The 20,271-nt window shown below is 65.8% G+C and carries 24 protein-coding genes; 6 read left to right on the top strand and 18 right to left on the bottom strand.

Translation table 11 applies throughout. The features are described 5' to 3' along the window. Window positions 1–5: 5 nt before the first annotated feature. The 4 genes from recA to AC59JP_RS04595 form a co-directional block, all read right to left on the bottom strand. Window positions 6–1,052 carry a recombinase RecA gene (recA, locus tag AC59JP_RS04610; protein ID WP_497324438.1) on the bottom strand — a complete coding sequence of 349 codons (1,047 nt, stop codon included), beginning with the start codon at window positions 1,050–1,052 and terminating at the stop codon, window positions 6–8. A gap of 179 nt (window positions 1,053–1,231) precedes the next feature. After that, window positions 1,232–1,426, bottom strand: a complete 195-nt coding sequence (locus AC59JP_RS04605) for a DUF3046 domain-containing protein (protein ID WP_497324437.1) — start codon at window positions 1,424–1,426, stop codon at window positions 1,232–1,234. Between the two features lie 267 nt (window positions 1,427–1,693). Further along, a complete protein-coding gene (locus AC59JP_RS04600; protein WP_497324436.1) occupies window positions 1,694–2,848 on the bottom strand; it encodes a glycosyltransferase in 1,155 nt (384 codons plus the stop codon). An 18-nt stretch (window positions 2,849–2,866) separates the two neighbouring features. Continuing rightward, a complete protein-coding gene (locus tag AC59JP_RS04595) occupies window positions 2,867–3,037 on the bottom strand; it encodes a hypothetical protein (protein WP_497324435.1) in 171 nt (56 codons plus the stop codon). Between the two features lie 159 nt (window positions 3,038–3,196). Here AC59JP_RS04595 and AC59JP_RS04590 point away from each other — a divergent pair, with 159 nt between their 5' ends. Next, entirely contained in the window at window positions 3,197–3,358 is a 162-nt protein-coding gene (locus tag AC59JP_RS04590; protein ID WP_497324434.1) for a hypothetical protein, read from the top strand. Here AC59JP_RS04590 and pspM read toward each other — a convergent pair. From pspM to pgsA, 4 genes are all read right to left on the bottom strand, one after another. Next, window positions 3,346–4,083: a phage shock envelope stress response protein PspM gene (gene pspM, locus AC59JP_RS04585; RefSeq protein ID WP_497324432.1), complete on the bottom strand. Its 738-nt coding sequence runs from the start codon at window positions 4,081–4,083 to the stop codon at window positions 3,346–3,348. The two genes, AC59JP_RS04590 and pspM, sit on opposite strands and share 13 nt — an antisense overlap. A gap of 10 nt (window positions 4,084–4,093) precedes the next feature. Beyond that, the gene (locus tag AC59JP_RS04580; protein WP_497324431.1) at window positions 4,094–4,915 is read right to left on the bottom strand and encodes a PspA/IM30 family protein; all 822 of its coding nucleotides are present in this window, start codon (window positions 4,913–4,915) and stop codon (window positions 4,094–4,096) included. Between the two features lie 94 nt (window positions 4,916–5,009). Then, entirely contained in the window at window positions 5,010–5,348 is a 339-nt protein-coding gene (locus AC59JP_RS04575) for a helix-turn-helix domain-containing protein (protein WP_497324430.1), read from the bottom strand. A gap of 82 nt (window positions 5,349–5,430) precedes the next feature. Further along, complete coding sequence (gene pgsA / locus AC59JP_RS04570; RefSeq protein ID WP_497324871.1) at window positions 5,431–6,021, bottom strand: CDP-diacylglycerol--glycerol-3-phosphate 3-phosphatidyltransferase; 591 nt, start codon at window positions 6,019–6,021, stop codon at window positions 5,431–5,433. Between the two features lie 114 nt (window positions 6,022–6,135). On the opposite strand from pgsA, the gene AC59JP_RS04565 reads away from it, so the two are divergent. Both AC59JP_RS04565 and AC59JP_RS04560 read left to right on the top strand, forming a co-directional pair. Next, window positions 6,136–6,630, top strand: a complete 495-nt coding sequence (locus AC59JP_RS04565) for an amino-acid N-acetyltransferase (RefSeq protein WP_497324429.1) — start codon at window positions 6,136–6,138, stop codon at window positions 6,628–6,630. Between the two features lie 15 nt (window positions 6,631–6,645). Next, window positions 6,646–6,927 (top strand): YciI family protein, encoded by a 282-nt coding sequence (locus tag AC59JP_RS04560; RefSeq protein ID WP_497324428.1) that lies wholly within the window; start codon window positions 6,646–6,648, stop codon window positions 6,925–6,927. 17 nt (window positions 6,928–6,944) lie between these two features. Here AC59JP_RS04560 and AC59JP_RS04555 read toward each other — a convergent pair whose 3' ends face one another. Next, entirely contained in the window at window positions 6,945–9,515 is a 2,571-nt protein-coding gene (locus AC59JP_RS04555) for an FtsK/SpoIIIE family DNA translocase (protein ID WP_497324427.1), read from the bottom strand. A 67-nt stretch (window positions 9,516–9,582) separates the two neighbouring features. After that, entirely contained in the window at window positions 9,583–10,209 is a 627-nt protein-coding gene (locus tag AC59JP_RS04550) for a TIGR03085 family metal-binding protein (protein ID WP_497324426.1), read from the bottom strand. Between the two features lie 57 nt (window positions 10,210–10,266). On the opposite strand from AC59JP_RS04550, the gene AC59JP_RS04545 reads away from it, so the two are divergent. Beyond that, window positions 10,267–11,037: a sulfite exporter TauE/SafE family protein gene (locus AC59JP_RS04545; RefSeq protein WP_497324425.1), complete on the top strand. Its 771-nt coding sequence runs from the start codon at window positions 10,267–10,269 to the stop codon at window positions 11,035–11,037. 2 nt (window positions 11,038–11,039) lie between these two features. Here AC59JP_RS04545 and AC59JP_RS04540 read toward each other — a convergent pair whose 3' ends face one another. Genes AC59JP_RS04540 through thyX form a run of 3 tightly spaced genes read right to left on the bottom strand, consistent with a single transcriptional unit; the run spans window position 11,040 to window position 14,518 of the window. Next, window positions 11,040–12,854 (bottom strand): ribonuclease J, encoded by a 1,815-nt coding sequence (locus AC59JP_RS04540; RefSeq protein WP_497324424.1) that lies wholly within the window; start codon window positions 12,852–12,854, stop codon window positions 11,040–11,042. Beyond that, window positions 12,851–13,747: a 4-hydroxy-tetrahydrodipicolinate synthase gene (dapA, locus tag AC59JP_RS04535; RefSeq protein ID WP_497324423.1), complete on the bottom strand. Its 897-nt coding sequence runs from the start codon at window positions 13,745–13,747 to the stop codon at window positions 12,851–12,853. The genes AC59JP_RS04540 and dapA overlap by 4 nt, the downstream gene beginning before the upstream one ends. Window positions 13,748–13,768: 21 nt before the next feature. Next, a complete protein-coding gene (gene thyX / locus AC59JP_RS04530; protein WP_497324422.1) occupies window positions 13,769–14,518 on the bottom strand; it encodes an FAD-dependent thymidylate synthase in 750 nt (249 codons plus the stop codon). Between the two features lie 69 nt (window positions 14,519–14,587). Here thyX and AC59JP_RS04525 point away from each other — a divergent pair, with 69 nt between their 5' ends. Then, complete coding sequence (locus AC59JP_RS04525; protein WP_497324421.1) at window positions 14,588–15,031, top strand: toxin-antitoxin system HicB family antitoxin; 444 nt, start codon at window positions 14,588–14,590, stop codon at window positions 15,029–15,031. Here AC59JP_RS04525 and AC59JP_RS04520 read toward each other — a convergent pair. Further along, on the bottom strand, window positions 15,013–16,218 hold the full coding sequence (locus AC59JP_RS04520; RefSeq protein WP_497324420.1) for a winged helix-turn-helix domain-containing protein: 1,206 nt from the start codon (window positions 16,216–16,218) through the stop codon (window positions 15,013–15,015). The two genes, AC59JP_RS04525 and AC59JP_RS04520, sit on opposite strands and share 19 nt — an antisense overlap. 29 nt (window positions 16,219–16,247) lie before the next feature. Here AC59JP_RS04520 and AC59JP_RS04515 point away from each other — a divergent pair, with 29 nt between their 5' ends. Continuing rightward, a complete protein-coding gene (locus tag AC59JP_RS04515) occupies window positions 16,248–16,595 on the top strand; it encodes a VOC family protein (RefSeq protein WP_497324419.1) in 348 nt (115 codons plus the stop codon). Here the strand turns inward: AC59JP_RS04515 and AC59JP_RS04510 are convergent. The 4 genes from AC59JP_RS04510 to AC59JP_RS04495 form a co-directional block, all read right to left on the bottom strand. Further along, window positions 16,592–17,215, bottom strand: coding sequence for a hypothetical protein (locus tag AC59JP_RS04510; protein ID WP_497324418.1), 624 nt, complete (start codon window positions 17,213–17,215; stop codon window positions 16,592–16,594). The two genes, AC59JP_RS04515 and AC59JP_RS04510, sit on opposite strands and share 4 nt — an antisense overlap. 71 nt (window positions 17,216–17,286) lie before the next feature. After that, window positions 17,287–19,317 carry an HNH endonuclease signature motif containing protein gene (locus AC59JP_RS04505; RefSeq protein WP_497324417.1) on the bottom strand — a complete coding sequence of 677 codons (2,031 nt, stop codon included), beginning with the start codon at window positions 19,315–19,317 and terminating at the stop codon, window positions 17,287–17,289. A gap of 94 nt (window positions 19,318–19,411) precedes the next feature. After that, entirely contained in the window at window positions 19,412–19,573 is a 162-nt protein-coding gene (locus AC59JP_RS04500; RefSeq protein WP_497324415.1) for a hypothetical protein, read from the bottom strand. A gap of 261 nt (window positions 19,574–19,834) precedes the next feature. Continuing rightward, window positions 19,835–20,260, bottom strand: a complete 426-nt coding sequence (locus tag AC59JP_RS04495) for a hypothetical protein (RefSeq protein ID WP_497324414.1) — start codon at window positions 20,258–20,260, stop codon at window positions 19,835–19,837. Window positions 20,261–20,271: the final 11 nt, after the last annotated feature.

Genomic DNA, 20,271 nt, shown 5'->3' with positions numbered 1-20,271 from the left:
GCGGCCTAGAAGTCGACCGGAGCCGGCGCGACCTCGGCGGCGTCGCGAACGTCCGCCCCGATGCCGAGCTTCTCCTTGATCTTCTTCTCGATCTCGTCGCGGATGTCGGTGTTCTCGAGCAGGAACTTGCGAGCGTTCTCCTTGCCCTGACCGAGCTGATCACCCTCGTAGGTGAACCACGAACCCGACTTCCGAACGAAGCCGTGCTCGACACCCATGTCGATGAGCGAGCCTTCCTTGCTGATTCCGCGACCGTAGAGGATGTCGAACTCGGCCTGCTTGAAGGGCGGCGACACCTTGTTCTTGACGACCTTCACGCGGGTGCGGTTACCGACTGCGTCGGTGCCGTCCTTGAGCGTCTCGATGCGACGGATGTCGAGGCGAACGGATGCGTAGAACTTCAACGCCTTACCGCCGGTGGTGGTTTCGGGAGACCCGAACATGACACCGATCTTCTCGCGCAGCTGGTTGATGAAGATCACGGTGGTGTTGGACGCGCTGATGGCGCCGGTGATCTTGCGGAGCGCCTGGCTCATGAGGCGAGCCTGCAGACCGACGTGGCTGTCACCCATCTCGCCCTCGATCTCCGCGCGGGGAACCAGCGCAGCCACGGAGTCGACGACGAGGATGTCGAGCGCGCCGGAGCGGATCAGCATGTCGGCGATTTCCAGCGCCTGCTCACCGGTGTCGGGCTGCGAGACGAGCAGTGCGTCGGTGTCGACGCCCAGCTTCTGTGCGTAATCGGGGTCGAGCGCGTGCTCGGCATCGATGAAGGCGGCGATGCCGCCGGCCGCCTGCGCGTTGGCCACTGCGTGCAGCGCCACCGTCGTCTTACCCGAGGACTCCGGGCCGTAGATCTCGATGACACGTCCGCGCGGCAACCCTCCGATGCCGAGCGCGACGTCCAATGCAATGGATCCCGTGGGGATCACCGCGATGGGCACGCGAGCCTCGTCACCGAGACGCATCACCGAGCCCTTGCCGAAGTTCTTGTCGATCTGAGCAAGAGCAAGATCGAGTGCTTTGTCCCGGTCGTATGCTGCTGCGGCCATCATGTTCTCCTTAGTGGTCTTCTCCAACGGATCCGGCCGGCCTCCGGCCTTCCCGTGCGATCCGGCCGCTGAGGCCTTCCCGCGCGATCTGCCGATACGGTAGATGCGGGTACCGACAAGTTCTGAAACCAACTATAGGGGAACACCTGTTCGATTACGTGTCGAGACACGCCCACCGATCACCAGACAGATTTGGGAACATCGAACTCGGCGCAGAGTGCCCGCCAGACCTCTTTCGGATCCACCCCGGCCTCGATCGCTTGCGCACCGGTCAGGCCGCCCAAGCTCGTGATGACATGGTCGACGAGGATGGAATCGCCTCGAATTCGACCGAACTGGGTCTCGATACGTTCGTAGAAGTCGGTCATGCGCACGATGTCCACCGTAGCGGGCCGGGCGATGCGGTCCGCCTGGACCAGGTTGGGACTTGGTGCACCCCGGATTGTCAGGGACGCGTGCGATCGGCCGTGCCCGGAGCGAACCGCGGTGCCCGAACCTTCCGGCACCCCGGATCGTGCAGCTCACCGGCAACCCGGAGTGCCCGCACGCCCGTGCACCCCGAATAGCCGGCCGCATCCGCAATCGGCCGTGCCCGAAGCGAACCGGAGTGCCCCAAGCCTCGGAGCCGGCACCCCGCACCCTCACCGCCCCCCGAACACACTCCTGCACACCGCGACCGGATCCTTCACCGCGGTCGCGTCCCGCGCCGCACGTGCCGCCGCTGCGGCGTACGAAGGATCGGTGAGCACGGTCCTGACCGCGTCGCCCACGGACTCGGGCGTGAGCGGTCGCACGAGCACCGCACTCCCCTGCCGCGCAGCACGATTGGCCAGTTCCCACTGGTCGCCGCCGCCGGGGATCGTGACCACCGGCACGCCGGCGGTCAAGGCTTTGGACAGCATGCCGTGCCCGCCGCCGCACACCACCACTCGTGCGTCTCGAAGCATCACGTCCTGACGACCGAGCCCCGCAACGACCCACGGCGGCAAGTCTTTCGGCGGATCGTCGACCATGCTGACGATCACCCGCACACCGGAATCTCGTAGGCCTTCGACGGCAGCTTCGACCATGCCTTTCGCCCCGGTGATCGCCGTGGAGGGCGAGATCATCACGAGCGGATCGTCACCTGGCGGCGGCTCCAACACGGCGTTCGTCGGCTCCCACAGCAGCGGCCCCACGAGGCGCGCAGTGGACGGCCAGTCCGTACGCGGCACCTCGAGAGCCGGAATGGTGGCAACCAGGGTGGCGGCGGGCCCCGGTTCGTCGAAAGGAAGACCGAGCGTTTCCCGTGCCGCACCGCGCTCTCGCTGTCCTTGGCGAATGGAACGCGCGGTGAGCGTCCGCATGACCGAATCTCGTAGGCGCCCGCGTGGCCCGACGCCCGGAGCCAACCCACTTCCCAACGGCGGCAACGACTTCGACGCGGAATACAGGGGATGCGGAAGCAGTTCCACCCACGGCAATCCCAGTTTCTCCGCCGCCATCCCGCCCGACGCCGTGAGGACGTCGGAGACGACGAGGTCGACGCGGGCCTCGACGAGGTCGTTCATCAACGGTGTCGCCATGTGGGCCGCTCGCGCATGAAGGCGCTGCCCGGCATCGTGGTCGTCGTCGGTCGTGCGCGGCGCGAGTCCCTGCAGTTCGCGGCATTCGATTCCGGCTCGCCGAGCCGCTCCCGTCCAGCGATCGCCGGTGTACAGAACCGCATCGTCGCCCGCTCGAAGGATGGCGAGAGCCAATGCGATGGCCGGGAACGCGTGGCCCGGGTCTGGACCTGCCACCACCGCAATGCGCACGGGGCAACACTAACCGTTTCAGAGTTTCAGGTCAGCGTGGTCGTTGTTGCCCATCGCCTTGAACAACAGGTACAGCCCGAACACCAGGACCGACAGCGCGATCAACGGAAACAGGAACTTCAGGATCGCTCCGAGGACCGTCAGCACGATCCACACGACAGCGATTCCGAGCACGATTTTCCAGAACATGACACCGACTCCTTGGTTGCTGCGATCGGCGTACCCGATCGCTTCCGTGTGTCGATCGTGGCACGCGCCGACGCCGAAAACACGGCCTGAGCAGCAAGATCAGGGAAAGATCAGGGGTTACCCCGACACAACCCGAGGGACAGAAGTGACGAGATCGTTGTGTCGGTCCCGACCACCGACCCCACAGGCGGCGCGGTCATCGACACGGGCACCGGATGGGTCGAGTACACCGTCACGATGACAACGGGGGCCTTCGTCCCGCAGATCAACCCGCAGACGGTCACTGCGAGCGGAGCAGTCGAGGTGAGTCAGACGCCCTGACCGGAGCCGGGTTTCAGCTGATCCAATGCGAATGCCCACCCGCGCAGACGATCCGAGGCGAAGAGCAGGGCGTCGCGTCGAGCGGCAGGTCCGCTAACCCCAGGTGCAGTGAGTTGTGCTGCGGCAGCGACCAATTCGTCGAACTGGTCCACACCTTGATCGAGTTCCTCCACGGCTGATGCGATGGAGGCGGACAGATGTTCGGCTGCCCGAGGACTGCCCTGCGCAGCGCGTTCCATCTCCACGACGTCCTGCGCCACCGATTGCAGGGACTCCGAGGCTGCCGCGGCAATCCGTGCTGTGTCGTCCAGATCGGTCGTGGCGATGGCCCCCGATCGGGCGACCAGACCGAGCAGGTGGTGCAAACTCTGCTCGGCACCGGTGAGGCGCTGGACCGGACCGCGGGCTGCCGAACCCCACGGCGGAAGGGCACGTTTACGGGGCGCAGCGGGCGGGAGCGGGAGGTCCCGCATGCGTCGGTATCGGTTTACGGCGAGAACGGCAGGAACAGCGAAGACCACAACCGCGCCGCCACCGGTGACCACGAGCCACTCGGGAGCGGACGCTGCTGCTACCGCGGCCGTTCCGACGGCTGTCGACCCCGACGCGGCACCGAAGAAGGATGCCTTGCGCCGGGTCCGCCGGCGTCGACGAATCTCTTTCCTGCGGGGATCGGACAGGGCCAGCGCGTAGTCCACCACCGACCGAAAGTGCGACAGCGCCACCGCCGCGGTCCTAGCTCGTGGAACCGGTCTGGCCGGGCGGCTCGACGGCAGGCTGCGCGGGCGCAGAGAGGTTCTTCTGCGTGTTGGGCGTTCCCGACGTCAGGGAGTCACCGGCCATCGACGCGCGAATCTGCTCGAGGCGGCTGTGTCCGGCCATCTGGACGCTCGCCTGCTGAACTTCCATCATCCGGCCCTGCACGGAGTTCTGTGCGAGCTCCGCCGAGCCCAACGCGTTGGCGTAGCGCTTCTCGATCTTGTCGCGCACCGCGTCGAGGCTGGGGGTGTTCCCGGGTGCGGAGAGCGTGGAGTCCATGGACCGCAGCGACGCGCTGACCTGCTCCTGCATCTTGGCCTGCTCGAGCTGGCTGAGCAGCTTGGTGCGCTCGGCGACCTTGGCCTGCAGCGACATCGCGTTCTGCTCGACGGCCTTCTTGGCCTGCGTGGCTGCCTGCAGAGCCTGATCGTGCAGAACCTTGAGGTCCTCGACGCTCTGCTCGGCGGTCACGAGCTGCGCAGCGAACGCCTCGGCGGCGTTGGTGTACTGCGTGGCCTTCTCGACGTCGCCGGCGGCGTTGGCCTGATCGGCAAGGGTGACTGCCTGGCGCGCGTTGGCGTTCAGCTTCTCGACCTCGTCGAGCTGGCGACTGAGCTTCATCTCGAGCTGACGCTGATTACCGATGACGGACGCGGCCTGCTGGGACAGCGCCTGGTGCTGACGCTGAGCATCCTCGATGGCCTGCTGAATCTGAACCTGAGGGTCGGCCTTCTCGTCGATTTTCGAGTTGAAGAGGGCCATGAGGTACTTCCAGCCCTTGACGAAAGGATTGGCCATTGGTTGGTCCCGCCTCCATGAATTCTGCCGCGACGACCGCGACTACGGCTTTCCTGGAATGATTCCACGACCGTCGCCGTGGCGTGATGCAAGACTACGCAGCCGCGAGGGCCCTCGGTGCGGGCGCTGGAATAACGACTCTGGTCTCGTCGGAAATGTGCGCGGCCTTGTCGACCTCGACCGTCTCGGTCCGCACCGGCGCGTCGGACATTGTTTCGCTGACGTCGTAGAGAACGGCGGACAGCGGAACGGCCAGCGCGTCACAAATGGCATTGAGCAGTTCGCTCGACGCCTCCTTACGACCACGCTCGACCTCGGAGAGATATCCGAGGCTCACTCGTGCCGTGTTGGAGACCTCGCGCAGTGTTCGGCTTTGAGATACCCGAGTGCGTCGAAGACTGTCACCGAGTGCCTCACGCAAGAGCAGCGCCATGCGGCCCCTCCTTCATCGTGTCCGTCTCAATGCCAACGTCCGCCGGGGGCCGGATGGTTCCCGAGCGTGTCGTGCAAGCCTATTACGACTCCGTGACCGCCACGACACGAGGCCGCACCGCCTGAACGAGGTAGTCGATGCCGGTCACCACGGTGAGCACGACGGCGGCGCCCATGACGACCATCGCGGCGGGCATCACCACCTCCGGCAGGGGCAGAACGTACAGGCCGATGGCGACACCTTGGACCAGAGTCTTGAGCTTGCCGCCCCGACCGGCCGGGATCACCCCATGTCGCAGCACTGCGAAGCGCAGCGCGGTGATGCCCAGCTCCCGGACCGCGATGACCACGGTGACCCACCACGGCAGATCGCCGAGTATCGACAACCCCACCATCGCGGCACCGATGAGTGCCTTGTCGGCGATGGGGTCGGCGAGCTTCCCGAACTCGGTGACCAGTCCGTGCTTGCGTGCCAGCTGGCCGTCGATTCGGTCGGTCACCGCGGCGACCGCGAAGATCGTGAACGCCATGCATCGCCAGAACGTGTCGTGGCCGCCGTCGGCGAAGAGCGCGGCGAGGAAAACCGGCACGAGGACGATGCGCAGGACGGTCAGCACGTTCGCGATGTTGAGCAGAGGAGGTGTCGAGATGACCGCATCCGCTGGGGGTTTCACCGAATCGCCGCCGTGCCGCTCGGTCACCGAACGACCAACCGCTCGCGGCGCGGGAACTCGGGGTACGGCACACGGTCACAATATCTTCTGCGCTCGACCACTACTGTTCACCCCATGACTGTCGTCGTCCGTCGCGCCCGCACCTCAGACGTCGAGGACATCAAGCGCCTCATCGACATCTACGCCGGCCGCATTCTGTTGGAGAAGAACCTCGTCACCCTGTACGAAGCCGTGCAGGAATTCTGGGTGGCCGAGCAGGGTGACCAGGTCGTCGGATGCGGGGCCCTGCACGTGCTGTGGGCGGACCTCGGCGAGGTACGCACGGTGGCCGTCGACCCCAGCGTGAAAGGGCACGGCGTCGGTCATCTCGTCACCTCGAAGCTGATCGAGGTGGCCCGCGAGCTCGAGCTGACGCGGGTGTTCGTGCTGACCTTCGAGGTCGACTTCTTCAGCCGGCACGGCTTCGTCGAGATCGACGGCACGCCGGTCACCGCCGAGGTCTACGCGGAGATGTGCCGGTCCTACGACACCGGTGTCGCCGAGTTCCTGGACCTCAGCTACGTCAAGCCGAACACGCTCGGCAATACTCGAATGCTCTTGACGCTCTGACCGAGGAGAACAACCGTGGCCCACTTCGTCGTCTCGTACACCTACTCGTCGTCCACGACCGAGGGTCGCGACCGGTATCGCGCCGAGCACCGCGAATGGTTGCGAGGACTGCTGGACGAGGGAGTGCTCGTGGTGTCGGGCCCGTACACGGACGACAGCGGCGCCCTGATCATCGTCAACGGCGACGACGAGGCATCGGTCCGCAGCCTGTTCGACAACGATCCCTTCGCACGGGAGAACCTGCTCGAGGCCGCGAGTGTCACCGAGTGGAAGCCCGTGATGGGCGCGCTGACCTAGGTCAGGCGGCGTCCGTATCAGGCGTCGTCCGATTGCTCGCCCCCGTCGGGGTCGCCGCCCTTGATCGACCACAGCAAGCCGTCGAGCTCGTCCGGCTTGATCAGCACGTCTCGCGCCTTGGAACCCTCGCTGGGTCCCACCACGCCGCGCGTCTCCATCAGGTCCATCAGGCGACCGGCCTTGGCGAACCCGACGCGCAGCTTGCGCTGCAACATGGACGTCGAACCGAACTGTGACGTGACCACCAGCTCGACGGCCTGGAGCAGTACGTCGAGATCGTCGCCGATGTCGGCGTCGACGTCCTTCTTCTCGCCGGCCTTCTGAGCGGTGACGCCTTCCTGGTACTCCGGCTCGGCCTGGTTCTTGGCGAAGTCGACAATCGCGGTGATCTCTTCGTCGGTGATGAAGGCGCCCTGCAAGCGGGTCGGTTTGCCCGCACCCATCGGCAGGAACAATGCGTCGCCCATACCGATGAGCTTCTCCGCGCCGGGCTGATCGAGGATGACCCGCGAGTCGGTGAGCGACGACGTGGCGAACGCGAGGCGTGAGGGCACGTTGGTCTTGATCAGACCCGTCACCACGTCGACGGACGGTCGCTGCGTCGCCAGCACGAGGTGAATGCCGGCGGCGCGGGCCTTCTGCGTGATGCGCACGATTGCGTCCTCGACGTCGCGGGGAGCCGTCATCATCAGGTCGGCCAGCTCGTCGACGATCGCCAGGATGTACGGGTACGGCCGGTAGACGCGCTCGCTTCCGAGCGGCGCGGTGATCTCGCCCGACCGGACCTTCTTGTTGAAGTCGTCGACGTGACGGACCTTGTTGACCTGCATGTCCTGGTAGCGCTGTTCCATCTCCTCGACCAGCCACGCGAGCGCCGCCGCAGCCTTCTTGGGCTGGGTGATGATGGGCGTGATGAGGTGCGGAATGCCCTCGTAGGGGGTCAGCTCCACCATCTTCGGGTCGATCAGAATCATGCGGACTTCGTCCGGGGTGGCCCGCGCGAGCAGCGACACGAGCATCGAGTTCACGAAGCTCGACTTACCCGAGCCGGTGGATCCCGCCACCAGAAGGTGGGGCATCTTCGCCAGGTTCGCGCTGACGAAATCGCCCTCGATGTCCTTGCCGAGCCCGATGACCAGCGGGTGGTGGTCCTTGCGCGTCGACGGCGCGGTCAGGACGTCGGCGAGCCGCACCATCTCGCGGTCCGAGTTGGGCACCTCGATGCCCACCGCGGACTTGCCGGGAATCGGGGCGAGCAGTCGCACGTTGTCCGTCGCCACCGCGTAGGCAATGTTGCGGGCCAAGGCGGTGATCTTCTCGACCTTGACGCCGGGGCCCAGTTCGACCTCGTATCGGGTGACCGTCGGGCCGCGGGTGAAGCCGGTGACGGCGGCGTCGATCTTGAACTGCTCGAGCACCTCGGAAATGGCCTCGATCATGACGTCGTTGGCTTGGCTTCGCGTCTTGGGCGGATCGCCGTCGATGAGTAGCGACAGCGAGGGGAGGGTGTAGTCCCCTTCGATGACACGGTCGACGACCAGCTTGTCGTCGGTGTCGGGCTTCTTCGGCTCCGCGGCCTTGACCACGGGCTTCGGCTTCACGGGCACCGGCGGCGGCGCGATCACCTCGGTGGCCGTCTCCGGGGCCGGTTCCGCCTTCACGCGTCGGCTGCGGGGCTTCTTGACCGGTACGTACTCTTCGAGCGGGTAGCCTTGCGTGGCCGACGACGTCTCGTCGACGGGATAGCCCGACGCGTCGAACAGGGACGGGTCGTACGAATCGAACCCTCCGTCGTCGAACGCCGGGTCGCCGTCGAGCGGATCCCAGTCGCCGTACTCGTCGCCTCGACTGTCGGTGCCGAACAATGCGCGCAGCGTGGCCGGGATGTCGCGAATGGTGGTGCCCGTCAGCAGAAGAACACCGAAGAGGATCGCGATCAGCAACAGTGGGACGGCGATCCAGACCGTCACGCCGTCGGCCAGCGGTCCACCGACTGCGAAGCCGAGGAAGCCCGCTCCTGCCGCCCGGCCCGTCGCGTCGGCCGGCGATCCGGAGGCCAGATGCCACAGTCCGAGGATGGGCAGTGCGACGAGGAGGGATCCGAGAACCAGACGAGGTCGGGCTTCCGGTGTCGGCTCGGATCGCATGAGGGCCACCGCGGCCGCCGTGCCGAGAAGCGGGAGAAGAAACGCGGCCGATCCGACGACGGCACGGACGGCGATCTCGATCCACGATCCGACGGGTCCGGCGGCGGAAAACCACAACCCCGCTGCGATGACGACGCTCACCGCGATCAGACCGAGGGCGAGCCCGTCGCGCCGGTGACCGGGCTCGATGTCGGCCGCCTTGCCGACCGTGCGCGTGGTGGCACCGACGCCGCGGGCGGTGAGGGACCAGGTCGCGGCAATTCCGCGACCGACCGACGACATGGCGCGCTTGGCGGGAGACACCGTCTTCTTGCGCGGCGCGGGCGACCGTCGAGCGGTCGACGACGTACGCGGGACGGTCGGCTTGCGCGGTGTGGTGACCGTCCGAGACGTCTTGGGTGACGCCTTCGGCGCGCGCGATGTTGTCGTCTTCCCTGCCATGGATGTCAGGTTAGTCGCATCCTCACCTTCAGGACCATCCGCAACACGAGTAACACCCCACGAGCGGTCAGATTGCTCTGTCGACCGCGTTCAACGCCGCGATGTCCGCAGGATCGCCGTCGAATTCGAGGTCGACCGCGTCGCGACCGAATGCGTGCAGAAGCAGCTCGGACGGCTGACCGCGCAGCACCACCTCACCGCGACGGCCTCCTCGCAGCGTCTCGCGGCGCCCGCCGGGCGCCACCACGGTGACGCCGACGGGCGAGCTGCGGTAGCTCACCTTGCCCATCAGGCGCACCAGCCGCCAGAGCGTCGTCTGCGCGTCTGCGGACAGGTCACGCGGCGTCCACTCCCCCGGCCCCGCGCGGCGCACATCCTCGTGGTGGACGAACATCTCGTGCGCGTTCGCCTGTGCGTCGATCAGCTTGTACGGCGACCAGATGGGCGGACCCGAGCGAAGCTCGGCCACCAGGTCCGGCCAGGGCTTGCGGGCCACCGAGTTCTGCACCTTCTCGGTGTATCCGGCGAGCGGCGGCAGGAAGATCCCGGCCACGGCGTCGAACCGGCGCTCACGAATGACGAGGTGCGCCGCCAGATCTCGCACGGTCCAGTCTCCGCACAGCGTGGGCGCGTCGGGCCCCACCTCGACCATCGTCGTTGCCAGGGCCTGTCGTTCACTGCTCGCAAAACTCATAGGCAGACGGTACCTGCGCCGACGGGTCGGCGTTCGCGGTGTCGTAGCGTCGCTCCGGTGTCCGTAGTCGAAATCGTCGTCATCCTGCTGGCCGGCTTCGGTGCCGGCGCGATCAACGCGATCGTCGGATCCGGCACGCTCATCACGTTCCCCACCCTCGTCGCCTTCGGATATCCGCCCGTCGTCGCGACGATGAGCAACGCGGTGGGTTTGGTGGCCGGCGGCGTCTCCGGAACCTGGGGCTACCGGCGCGAACTGCGCGGTCAGTGGCGCAGACTGCGGTGGCAGATGCCGGCGTCGTTCCTCGGCGCGCTGACCGGTGCGTGGCTGTTGCTGCACTTGCCGGAGGACACGTTCACCTCGATCGTCCCCGTGCTGCTGGTACTCGCACTGATCCTCGTCGTCGTCGGACCCAAGATTCAGGACTGGGCACGCGGACGTTCCGAGTCGGGAACAGGCGTCGGGCCGGTCCGGTCGACCCTGTTGACGGTCGGAACCTACGCCGTCGGCGTCTACGGCGGCTATTTCACTGCGGCACAGGGCATTCTGCTGATCGGCGTGATGGGAGCGCTGCTGCCCGAAACCATGCAGCGGATGAATGCGGCGAAGAATCTGCTCTCACTCATCGTGAACATCGTCGCCGCAACGGCCTACACCATCGTTGCGTTCGACCGAATCAGTTGGGCCGCAGCAGGATTGATCGCAGTCGGCTCGCTGATCGGAGGGACGGTCGGCGCCCGATTCGGACGCCGACTCTCCCCCACCGCACTACGCCTGGCAATCGTCGCGCTCGGCCTCATCGGCCTGTGGCGACTGCTCGCGAGCTGACGTCAGTTCTGATTGACCTCGAGCACCGTCGGCACGATCATCGGCCGGCGACGGTACTTGTCCGCGACCCACCGGCCCACGAGGCGACGAACCGCCTGCGCGATGCGATGAGTGTCGCTCACGCCTTCACCGGCGAGGCGCACGAGCTCGGCCTCGACGAGCTGAGCGGCTTCCTTGAGTGCAGCCGGATCGTCCGAGAAACCACGACCGTTGACTTCGGGAGTGCTGACCGAACGTCCGGTGGTCGAGTCGATGGCGATGGTGATCGCGATGAACCCACCTTCACCGAGGACGAGACGATCCGACAGCGTCGAGTCGCCCACGTCGCCGACCGACAGGCCGTCCACGTAGACGTGCCCGACCGGAACCTGACCCACGATCTCGGCCAACCCGTCGACCATGTCCACCACGACGCCGTCCTCGGCGAGCACGATTCGGTCCTCCGGAACACCGGTGGCCGCAGCCAGCGCCGCGTTGGCGCGCAGGTGGCGCCACTCGCCGTGCACCGGCATGGCGTTGGTCGGCCGCACCGCGTTGTAGAGATACAGCAGCTCGCCCGCCGACGCGTGTCCGGAGACGTGCACCTTCGCGCTCTGCTGCGTGATCACCTTGGCGCCGCGCTTGGCGAGACCGTTGACCACGGCGAACACCGAGTTCTCGTTGCCGGGGATCAACGACGACGCCAGAACGACGAGGTCGTTCGCGCGGATGTTGATCTGGCGGTGCTCACCGCGGGCCATCCTCGACAGCGCCGACAGCGGCTCACCCTGTGAGCCGGTGGAGATGAGAACCAGTCGATCGTCGGGAAGCTTGGTCGCGGCGTCCATGTCGACCTCGACGCCCTCGGGCACGTTCAGGTAGCCGAGTTCCTGCGCGATCGCCATGTTGCGCACCATCGACCGGCCGACGAAGGACACCTTGCGGTTGTACCGATGAGCCACGTCGATGACCTGCTGAATGCGGTGCACGTGCGAGGCGAACGATGCGACGATCACGCGATTCTTCGCCTTGCCGATCACACCGTCGAGCACGGAGCCGATTTCTCGCTCCGGCATGACGAACCCGGGCACCTCGGCATTGGTGGAGTCGACCAGGAACAGGTCGACACCCTCGTCACCGAGACGCGCGAATCCGCCGAGGTCGGTCAGGCGGCCGTCGAGCGGAAGCTGATCGAGCTTGATGTCGCCGGTGTGGAGAACGACACCGGCGTCGGTGCGGATGGCCACGGCCAACGCGTCGGGAATCGAGTGGTTGACGGCGAAGTACTCGCACTCGAATGGTCCGTGCTGAGTGCTTTCACCCTCACGCACCTCGACCAGGTTGGGGCGCTGACGGTGCTCGCGGCACTTCGCGGCCACCAGAGCGAGCGTGAACTTGGAGCCGACGATCTTGATGTCGGGACGCAGGCGCAACAGGAACGGCACGGCGCCGATGTGGTCCTCGTGGCCGTGCGTCAGGACGAGCGCCTCGACGTCGTCCATCCGGTTCTCGATGTGCCGGAAGTCGGGCAGGATCAGGTCGACGCCGGGCTGCGCGTCCTCGGGGAACAGGACGCCGCAGTCGACGATGAGCAGCTTGCCCTGGTGTTCGAAGACGGTCATGTTGCGACCGATTTCGCCGATACCGCCGAGCGCCACGACGCGCAATCCCTTGCGCGGGGCCTTGGGCGGGCTGCCGAGGCGAATCGTCTTGTCGACGGGCGTCCGCTGATCGGGCCGCTGAATGTTTGCCGAGTTCTGAGGTGTGCGCGCTGGTCTCGGTGCAGGCGGGCCTGCACTGCGAGTCGCGCGTCCACGCGTCCGTGAGGGACGGGTCATACGAGTACTCCTGCTGAGTGGAGATCGGCTGCGAGAGCGTCGAGCTGATCGGTTGACGGAGGAACTTGGGGCAGCCGCGGCTCGCCGACGTCGATTCCGAGAAGGCGCAGTCCTGCCTTGGACGCGGTGACGCCACCGAGGCGCGCAATGGACGCAACCAGCGGGAGCATGCTCACGTTGATGGCCCGCGCGCGCTCGACGTCACCGGACTCGTACGCGGTGAGCAGCTCGCGAAGGCGGCCCGGTACGAGGTGCCCGATGACACTGACGAAGCCCACGGCTCCCACGGACAACCATGGGAGGTTCAGCGGGTCGTCGCCGGAGAGGTATTGCAGCCCAGTCGATTCGATCAGTTCCGCGCCGGCGGCCAGGTCACCCTTCGCGTCCTTGACAGCAAGAATTCGCGGGTGCTCGGCGAGCTTGCGCAACGTGTCGCTCTCGATGGGGACGATCGAGCGAGGGGGAATGTCGTAGAGCATCACGGGCAGATCCGTCGCGTCGGCGACGGCCGTGAAATGTGCGTAGAGACCGGACTGGGGCGGGCGGGAGTAGTACGGGGTGACGACGAGGAGCCCGTGCGCCCCGTCTCGCGCTGCGTCGCGCGCCAACTCGACGCTGTGCGCGGTGTCGAAACTTCCGGCGCCGGCCACGATGCGCGCGCGGTCGCCCACGGCCGCGACGACGGCACGGAGCAGATCGGACTTCTCGGGCTCGGTGGTGGTCGGAGACTCGCCGGTAGTGCCGGAGATGACGAGCCCGTCACAGCCCTCGTCGACGAGGTGGCTCGCGAGACTCACCGCAGCGTCGATGTCGAGCTTGCCGTCCTTCGTGAACGGCGTCACCATGGCGACGGACACGGAACCGAAGGGTCGGGCGTCCTGATCAGCGATCATGATCGGAAGGTTACCCGTGAACTACACCTCGGTAGTAATGGGACTGTGCGCTACTTCTGTTCCGTCGGGCAGGGTCTCGATCTCGAAATCGCCGAACACGTGCGGGGCCGTCGACGCGAGTAGTCGTAGACATTCGATGGCCAGGCGGCGGATCTCCACGTCGGCATGTTCGGTGGCTCGCATGGCGACGAAATGCCGCCACGCCCGGTAGTTCCCGGTCACGACCAGGCGCGTTTCGGTTGCGTTCGGAAGAACTCCGCGCGCCGCCTGCCTCGCCTGCTTTCCGCTCACGATTGCTGGGGCGTCCGCACCGAACTCCGACTCCAGCGCGTCCAGCAACTCCGAATACGCCTCGCGACTGGTGTCGGTGGCCTTCAGGAACAGCTCGGTCAGAGTCGAGTTCGCCTCGACGGCGGGAGGCAGCACGATGTTGGCGTCGCGCTCGGGCACCGACCGCTGCGACAGCTGTGAGAACGAGAAGTGCCGGTGGCGGATCAACTCGTGACTGCACGACCGGGAGATCCCGGTGATGTAGAAGCTGACGTTCGCGTGCTCGAGCACCGACAGGTTGCCGACCGCCAGCAAATGCGCGAGGTAGCCGCCGTTGGTCGCGGTGCGCGGATTGGGCTTGGACCAGCTCTGGTAGCACGCTCGACCGGCGAATTCGACCAACGCCTGTCCCCCGTCGGCGTCCGTGCTCCAGGGGATGTCGTCCGGTTGCTCGAAGTGCGTGGTGGCCACGAGGCGAACCGACAGGCGAGCGGTATTCATGGACGTGACTCTATCTATGACATCAGGCCGGCACTTGACTGATGTCAGATGTGACGTCACTGTGGTGTCATGAACCTCGACGCGTACACCGCCCGCCTGTCCGACGACCTCGTTGCCGCTGCCGCCCTGGGCGACGACAACACGAAACAGGTCGCCGCCGCGCTCGGGGTTGCCGCCCAGAACTCGGCCAGACTGATGCTGCTCGCCGCTCTATCCGACATGGCCGCCGACGTGACGAAGCAGGCCGACGGATTCACCGTGCACGTCCGACTGTCCGGGAGCGACGCCGTCGTCGACGTCGTGCGCGACGAGCCGGTGGTGGCCGACGAACACATCGACCCGCGCACCGCCTTCGACGACGCCGCGGGCGACATCAGCCGGGTCACCCTGCGTCTGGCGGAACAGATGAAGGCCCGCGCGGAGGAAGCCGCCCAGCAGAACGGGATGTCGCTCAATTCGTGGATGTCGAAGGCCATGCAGGGCGCACTGCGCGATCAGCTACGCAAGAACTGAGCGAGGTCGCCCCTCTCCCCCACGACGACGTCGTCCAGATCGAGCCACGACGCCATCTCGCGCAGACTGTTGTTCAACGCCGGCGCAACCACTCTTGGATCCTGACCAGGCTCGAGAAAAGCTCCCGGAATCCTCAATGCGCTCGAGGCCCGGTCCGCCTTGATGTCGACACGGGCACGCAATTCACCGTCCAATAGAAACGGAAACACGTAGTACCCGTACTGCCGCTTGGGTTCCGGCGTGTAGATCTCGATGCGGTAGTGAAAGTCGAAGATCCGTTCGGTGCGCGGCCTAAAGAAGATCAGCGGATCGAACGGACACAGCAGCGCCGCGCCGACGCTCTTGCGCGGCGTCTTGGCGTCGCGGTGCAGATACGCAGGCGCTCCCCACCCTCGGACGGTCACCGGCTCCAGCACACCCTCGTCCACCAGATCCGCGATCGCCGGAGTGGTCTGTTCACGCTTGAGTCGGTAGTAGTCGCGAAGGTCCGGCTCCGTCGCAATTCCCAGTGCGCGAGCAGATTTCGCGACCAGCGCACGGATCGCATCCCGCTCGGACATGTCGCTTCCGGCCAGTTCGGCGGGGAGCACCTTGTCGGGCAACTCGTAGTACCTCGTGAACCCCACTCGCCGATCGACGGACAAGCCGCCCGACGCAAACAGCTGCTCGCACACCACCTTCACATCGGTCGGGTCCCACCACGGGCCCTTCTTGGTGGTGCGTTGCATCCCGAGCATCTTCTCGAGATCCGCCGAACTCGACGGACCGACCTCGGCGATCGCAGCTCTGATGTCGTCGGCCAGAGTCGGATTGCGTGCCGTCACGCGGTGTGCGTGTCCGTACCGCCCGTGTTCGTACTTGCGCATCCGCCACTTCATCAGCGGCCAGTCCTCGACCGGCATCAGCGCAGCTTCGTGCGCCCAGTACTCCACCAGCATCCGGGGCTTGCGTGCCGTGTGCGCCCACGTCGCCGTGTCGAGAAGCCCGCGGTCGTAAGGGCCGATGCGGCTGAAGATTGGTGCGTAATGCGCCCGGACGGCTACCGACACCGAGTCGATCTGCAGAAGTTGTGTCGACGCAAGCACTTTGGCGAGCGCACGACGGTCCGCCTTTGCCGGCCGCTTCTGCCCGAACCCCTGCGCGGCGACGGCGATGTGCCGCGCTGCGTCGGCTGTCATCTCTCGCACGTGGTCAGGGTGCCACTAAAGTCCCCGACATGATCGGGAGACTCGATGAAGTCGTGTTCGACTGCACAGATCCGGGTGCGCTGTCGACGTTCTGGGCGGACGTCTTGGGTGGCGAACCGGTCCGCCGCGACGACGACTGGCACTACGTCGACCCACCGGGAACGCACCGCATCGCGTTTCAGCGGGTGCCCGAGGCGAAAACGGTCAAGAACAGGCTGCACCTCGACGTGGAAGTCGAAGACATTCCGGCCGCCACCGCGGCCGCTGAGGCGGTCGGCGCGAAACGGGTGGGTGACGTGCACTCCGATACCGCGGGGTCGTTTCAGGTGCTGCTCGATCCCGAGGGGAACGAGTGGTGTGTGGTGCGGGCGAACTAGGCCTCGCGACCTCGCGAGCACGCAACTGCGAACGTCGCGGCAAGGACGACTGCAACCGAAGTGCACACGGCGACAACCGTGTACGGCGACGTTGTGTACCCGAGTATCCACGCCACACCCATTCCGGCTCCGGTGGCGAGTAATGCTCCGACGGGAAGCACCGCAGCAACTGAGGTGACGATCCGCCGCGGATTGCGGTCGCCGCTTGCATGAAGCAGGGCATAAATCGCCACGAGAGCGAGGGCGTACGCGAGCACTGCACTGATTGCGTACAGCAACAGTAGCCACTCGGTCACCGACTCCCCGACGTCCAGCCCCACGAATGCACGACCCAGCACGACCAGCGCGGGCGATAGCCCCACCAGCGCTCCTGCAAGGCCTGCGACTATCACCCTCCCCGCTCGGCCGTCGGCACCCGACCGAATTCGTACCCCGCCCACGTGCAGCGACGCGCCCGCGACACAGCCGACGATGGCACCAGCCAGGGCGGCCAACAGCAAGACCGACCATGCTCGTGCTTCGACACCGTCACTGATGAAGGACATCCCGGCGACGTACGCGGTGTACCCGCCGGCCTGCGCGGTCGACATACCTAGTGCAGTGCCGAGTACTGCGGTCACTGCACCGAACAAAGCAAACCCGGCGGCCTGTTTAACCATTCACCCAGCATGACCGACGGACAGCACTCGACTCAAAACGGTGGCGGTTCGTCCGCCTTGCGGGCCCGCACGACAGCCTTGTGTTCCAGATACTTGTTCCTCAACCGTCGCGCAGTATCGCGATGCTCCGAGGTTTTGAGTCGGGCAATGGCGGACAAGGTGAGGTGTTCTTGCGCCTCGTGGTGGAGATGATGGTTTTCCCACCATGTCGGTGCATGAATGTCGTCGGGTAGTGGAGTGGACAGCTTTCTACGCCATGGTCCGTTGGGTTCGGGATCGGGGTCGGAGACGTCGGGGTCGTCAAACGCGAGGTTCGCGAGCGCAACGACGGCGGGCGAGGGCGCGGTGATGCGCACCGCACCAGTGTCGAGACGCCAGCACACGAATCCGCCCGCGAGTATCGCTGCGCGCCATCGCTTCTCGGTCTTCGCCTGATGATGAACCACACACAACGGTTGGATGTTCTCCGCGATCGTCCACCCTCCCTGAATGGGGTTGTCGTGGTCGAACTCCACGACGTGGTCGAGCTGGCACTCGTCGAACGGCCGTGCACACCCGGGACCTGTGCACGTGCGATAAAGAGCGCGAACCAGAGCCGTGACTTCGACGCTCGGCTTGTAGGTCAGAGCACCCTTGGGCGGGACCGAATGTCCACCGTGCCCGTCCGGGTGTACGCCGAGAGCCACACTGGGATTCTTCCGAACTCCCTGCAACTGGGCATGGATGTGCGCGAGCAGCGCCGAGTGCCACCCACGCAAGCGTGGGCGGTGTAGCTGATCGGTGTCCTTGTCGGGTAGTCGTGGTGGTTCGTAGTAGCGGCTTCGGTGGCGCATGACTCGCACCCGCTTCAAGCAGGTCGGCGCCGCATCAGGCTTCGGCAGCGGCACATCGGTCGAGGGCAACCCCGTAGCAACAGAATTCGGCAGGGTCTCTGCGATCGAGTCCGCCGGCGTAGCACTCGCCTCACCGTTATGGCTCTCGGTATCCGGTCCCGCCGGCTCGACTACCTCGGTCGGAGGCGACGCCGCCTCAACCGAGTCCGGCAGGGTTTCGCAGGTCGACTCCGGCGGCGGAACAGTTGCTTCCCCGTTTCGCCTCTCGATCTCCGGTGCCGCAAGCTCGACCAACTCGGTGAGAATCAATTGCCATTGCGCGTCGGCCGCGATATGCCGGGCAACGTCAGGAGGTAGCGGAGTTCCGTCGGCAAGGGTGGGTGGATTCGACGTCAGGCCGAGGAGTAACTCGATGCCCATGTGCGCGACGATGCGCTTCACTGGCGGCGGGACGATCTCCACGTCCCTGACGGGGCAGTCGTCGATACCGCATCCGCATGCGATGGCGTTGTTGCCCTGCGCCATTGCGCTCGCCGCGGCCGCTCGGAGCTGCCCCTTCGTGCGGGTGTCGTCGTCGCAGACCGTGCCGGCGATCTCGTCGATGCGAGCCATGAAGTCATCGGCACTGCATTCGTCGGTGGTGATGACGACGTCGGCACCACCGTCGTGCCTCTTTGACCTGCGCACCCCAGTACAGCTGCGCAGGTTGTTTTTTCGAGCCTCGGCGGCTTCCTCCGGGTCGTGGTCGAACCAGAGTTCCCAGATCGTGTCGCGCAGAGCGTGGGGGTGGTATAGCTGAGCTGCAGCAAGGACGTCGGGCTCGAGCACTGCGACGGTAGTGTCCGACGCTCGGGCGAGCACGCTGGTGATGACTTTGATTCGCGCCCAGTCCACAGTGCCCGCTGTGAATTCGGTGTCCACCAGAGGGAGTCGGTGCCAGAGCTGCTCGCCGGCGTCGATCATGTTCACCGCGACGGAATGCGACAGGTTCAAAGCCTGCGAGACGGTGCACGCGGCGTTTCGAGCCGCTCGTACGTGATCGCCGTCGCCGGTGCGTGCCTCCCGGTCGAACTCCTCGGACAGGTGAAAGTCGAGAAGGTCGTAGGCGTGATGAACTCGGACCGCGTCGAGGCAATTGACCTGGCGCTGCGCATCGGACAGGGCGGCAGCCAACTCGGGCGCAGACTTGACTGCACCCAATTGACCACTGGAACCCCCCGGTTCGAACATACGTTCTACCGTACGCCCCAATCGAACACCGTGCAACAGGAAATAACCTGCGGTGCAACCGATTCGAGAAAACATTAGTTGTCGGTGCCCTGTGCTAGGTGCTCGGTTTACCCTTCGCCGACCGCGCCCCCACTCCCCGCAACCACTCGACCAGATCGCCCGAACCACTGTCGAGCGACGCATCGAGCGGCGTCTTCGGCTCCCACAGTGGCACGTAATCGATATCTGCACCTCGCCCCAGCAGGTACTCCGCCATACTCAGCCGGCCACCGTGACACGCCGACCAGAACGCCCGCGAGGTGTCGTCAACGGAGGGCGGTGACAATTCTCGTGACGACCGTGGAAGCGCGCGTCCACGTCTGCACCGGCGTCCACCAGAACGCGCACGCTCGTCGCGCCGTTCGGATAGTGGCCGGGCCAATCGGTGACGACGTGAAGCGGTGTGCGCGAACAGCTTTCGTTGCCCACCCGAAAAGTCGCCGTGTCAGGTTCCAACAACCGGCGCAGTGTTGCGGGATCAACGAGGGGCAAGAAAATCGACTGTCCCCGGGTAATTACCGCCGGTGCTCTGGTTCGCGAATACCCGGTGGCAGTGGCCGAACGCGCAAATCGGCGACGGAACGAATATCGGTGTGGTCAATATCCAGTAGGTGTCCCCGACGACGCGGTAGTAGTCCCACCGATCAGGCGGTGTGTCACCGTATTTCACGGCACGGATCTCGCCACCCGGCTGGGTGTCGATTGCACGGTCGGTCGTGAAGAAGTCCTCGATGCTGCCGATGGTGTAGATGCGGAGCATGTCGGCGCCGCTCTTGGTGGTGTAGAGAAATTCCGTCGACGGCGGGGCGGCCACCGCGGTGGGCTGGGCGGAGGCAGGGGCCACCACCAGCCCGAACGATGCAGCCAGGAGGGCCAGAACCACTATTGCTCGTTTGATCTGCATAGGGGGACGGT

This window comes from Rhodococcus sp. 320_ES, from assembly GCF_059691855.1.
The sequence above is the reverse complement of the archived record's forward strand: the minus strand, read 5'-3'. Positions and strand labels throughout refer to the sequence as shown.

Coding starts and splice junctions, on each gene's coding strand:
- AC59JP_RS04555 (WP_497324427.1), bottom strand. CDS start 9,515: ATGGCAGGGAAGACGACAACATCGCGCGCGCCGAAGGCGTCACCCAAG.
- recA (WP_497324438.1), bottom strand. CDS start 1,052: ATGGCCGCAGCAGCATACGACCGGGACAAAGCACTCGATCTTGCTCTT.
- AC59JP_RS04580 (WP_497324431.1), bottom strand. CDS start 4,915: ATGGCCAATCCTTTCGTCAAGGGCTGGAAGTACCTCATGGCCCTCTTC.
- AC59JP_RS04595 (WP_497324435.1), bottom strand. CDS start 3,037: ATGTTCTGGAAAATCGTGCTCGGAATCGCTGTCGTGTGGATCGTGCTG.
- AC59JP_RS04515 (WP_497324419.1), top strand. CDS start 16,248: ATGATCGGGAGACTCGATGAAGTCGTGTTCGACTGCACAGATCCGGGT.
- AC59JP_RS04550 (WP_497324426.1), bottom strand. CDS start 10,209: ATGAGTTTTGCGAGCAGTGAACGACAGGCCCTGGCAACGACGATGGTC.
- dapA (WP_497324423.1), bottom strand. CDS start 13,747: ATGATCGCTGATCAGGACGCCCGACCCTTCGGTTCCGTGTCCGTCGCC.
- AC59JP_RS04505 (WP_497324417.1), bottom strand. CDS start 19,317: ATGTTCGAACCGGGGGGTTCCAGTGGTCAATTGGGTGCAGTCAAGTCT.
- AC59JP_RS04575 (WP_497324430.1), bottom strand. CDS start 5,348: ATGGCGCTGCTCTTGCGTGAGGCACTCGGTGACAGTCTTCGACGCACT.
- AC59JP_RS04525 (WP_497324421.1), top strand. CDS start 14,588: ATGAACCTCGACGCGTACACCGCCCGCCTGTCCGACGACCTCGTTGCC.
- thyX (WP_497324422.1), bottom strand. CDS start 14,518: ATGAATACCGCTCGCCTGTCGGTTCGCCTCGTGGCCACCACGCACTTC.
- AC59JP_RS04540 (WP_497324424.1), bottom strand. CDS start 12,854: ATGACCCGTCCCTCACGGACGCGTGGACGCGCGACTCGCAGTGCAGGC.
- AC59JP_RS04565 (WP_497324429.1), top strand. CDS start 6,136: ATGACTGTCGTCGTCCGTCGCGCCCGCACCTCAGACGTCGAGGACATC.
- AC59JP_RS04495 (WP_497324414.1), bottom strand. CDS start 20,260: ATGCAGATCAAACGAGCAATAGTGGTTCTGGCCCTCCTGGCTGCATCG.
- AC59JP_RS04500 (WP_497324415.1), bottom strand. CDS start 19,573: ATGGCGGAGTACCTGCTGGGGCGAGGTGCAGATATCGATTACGTGCCA.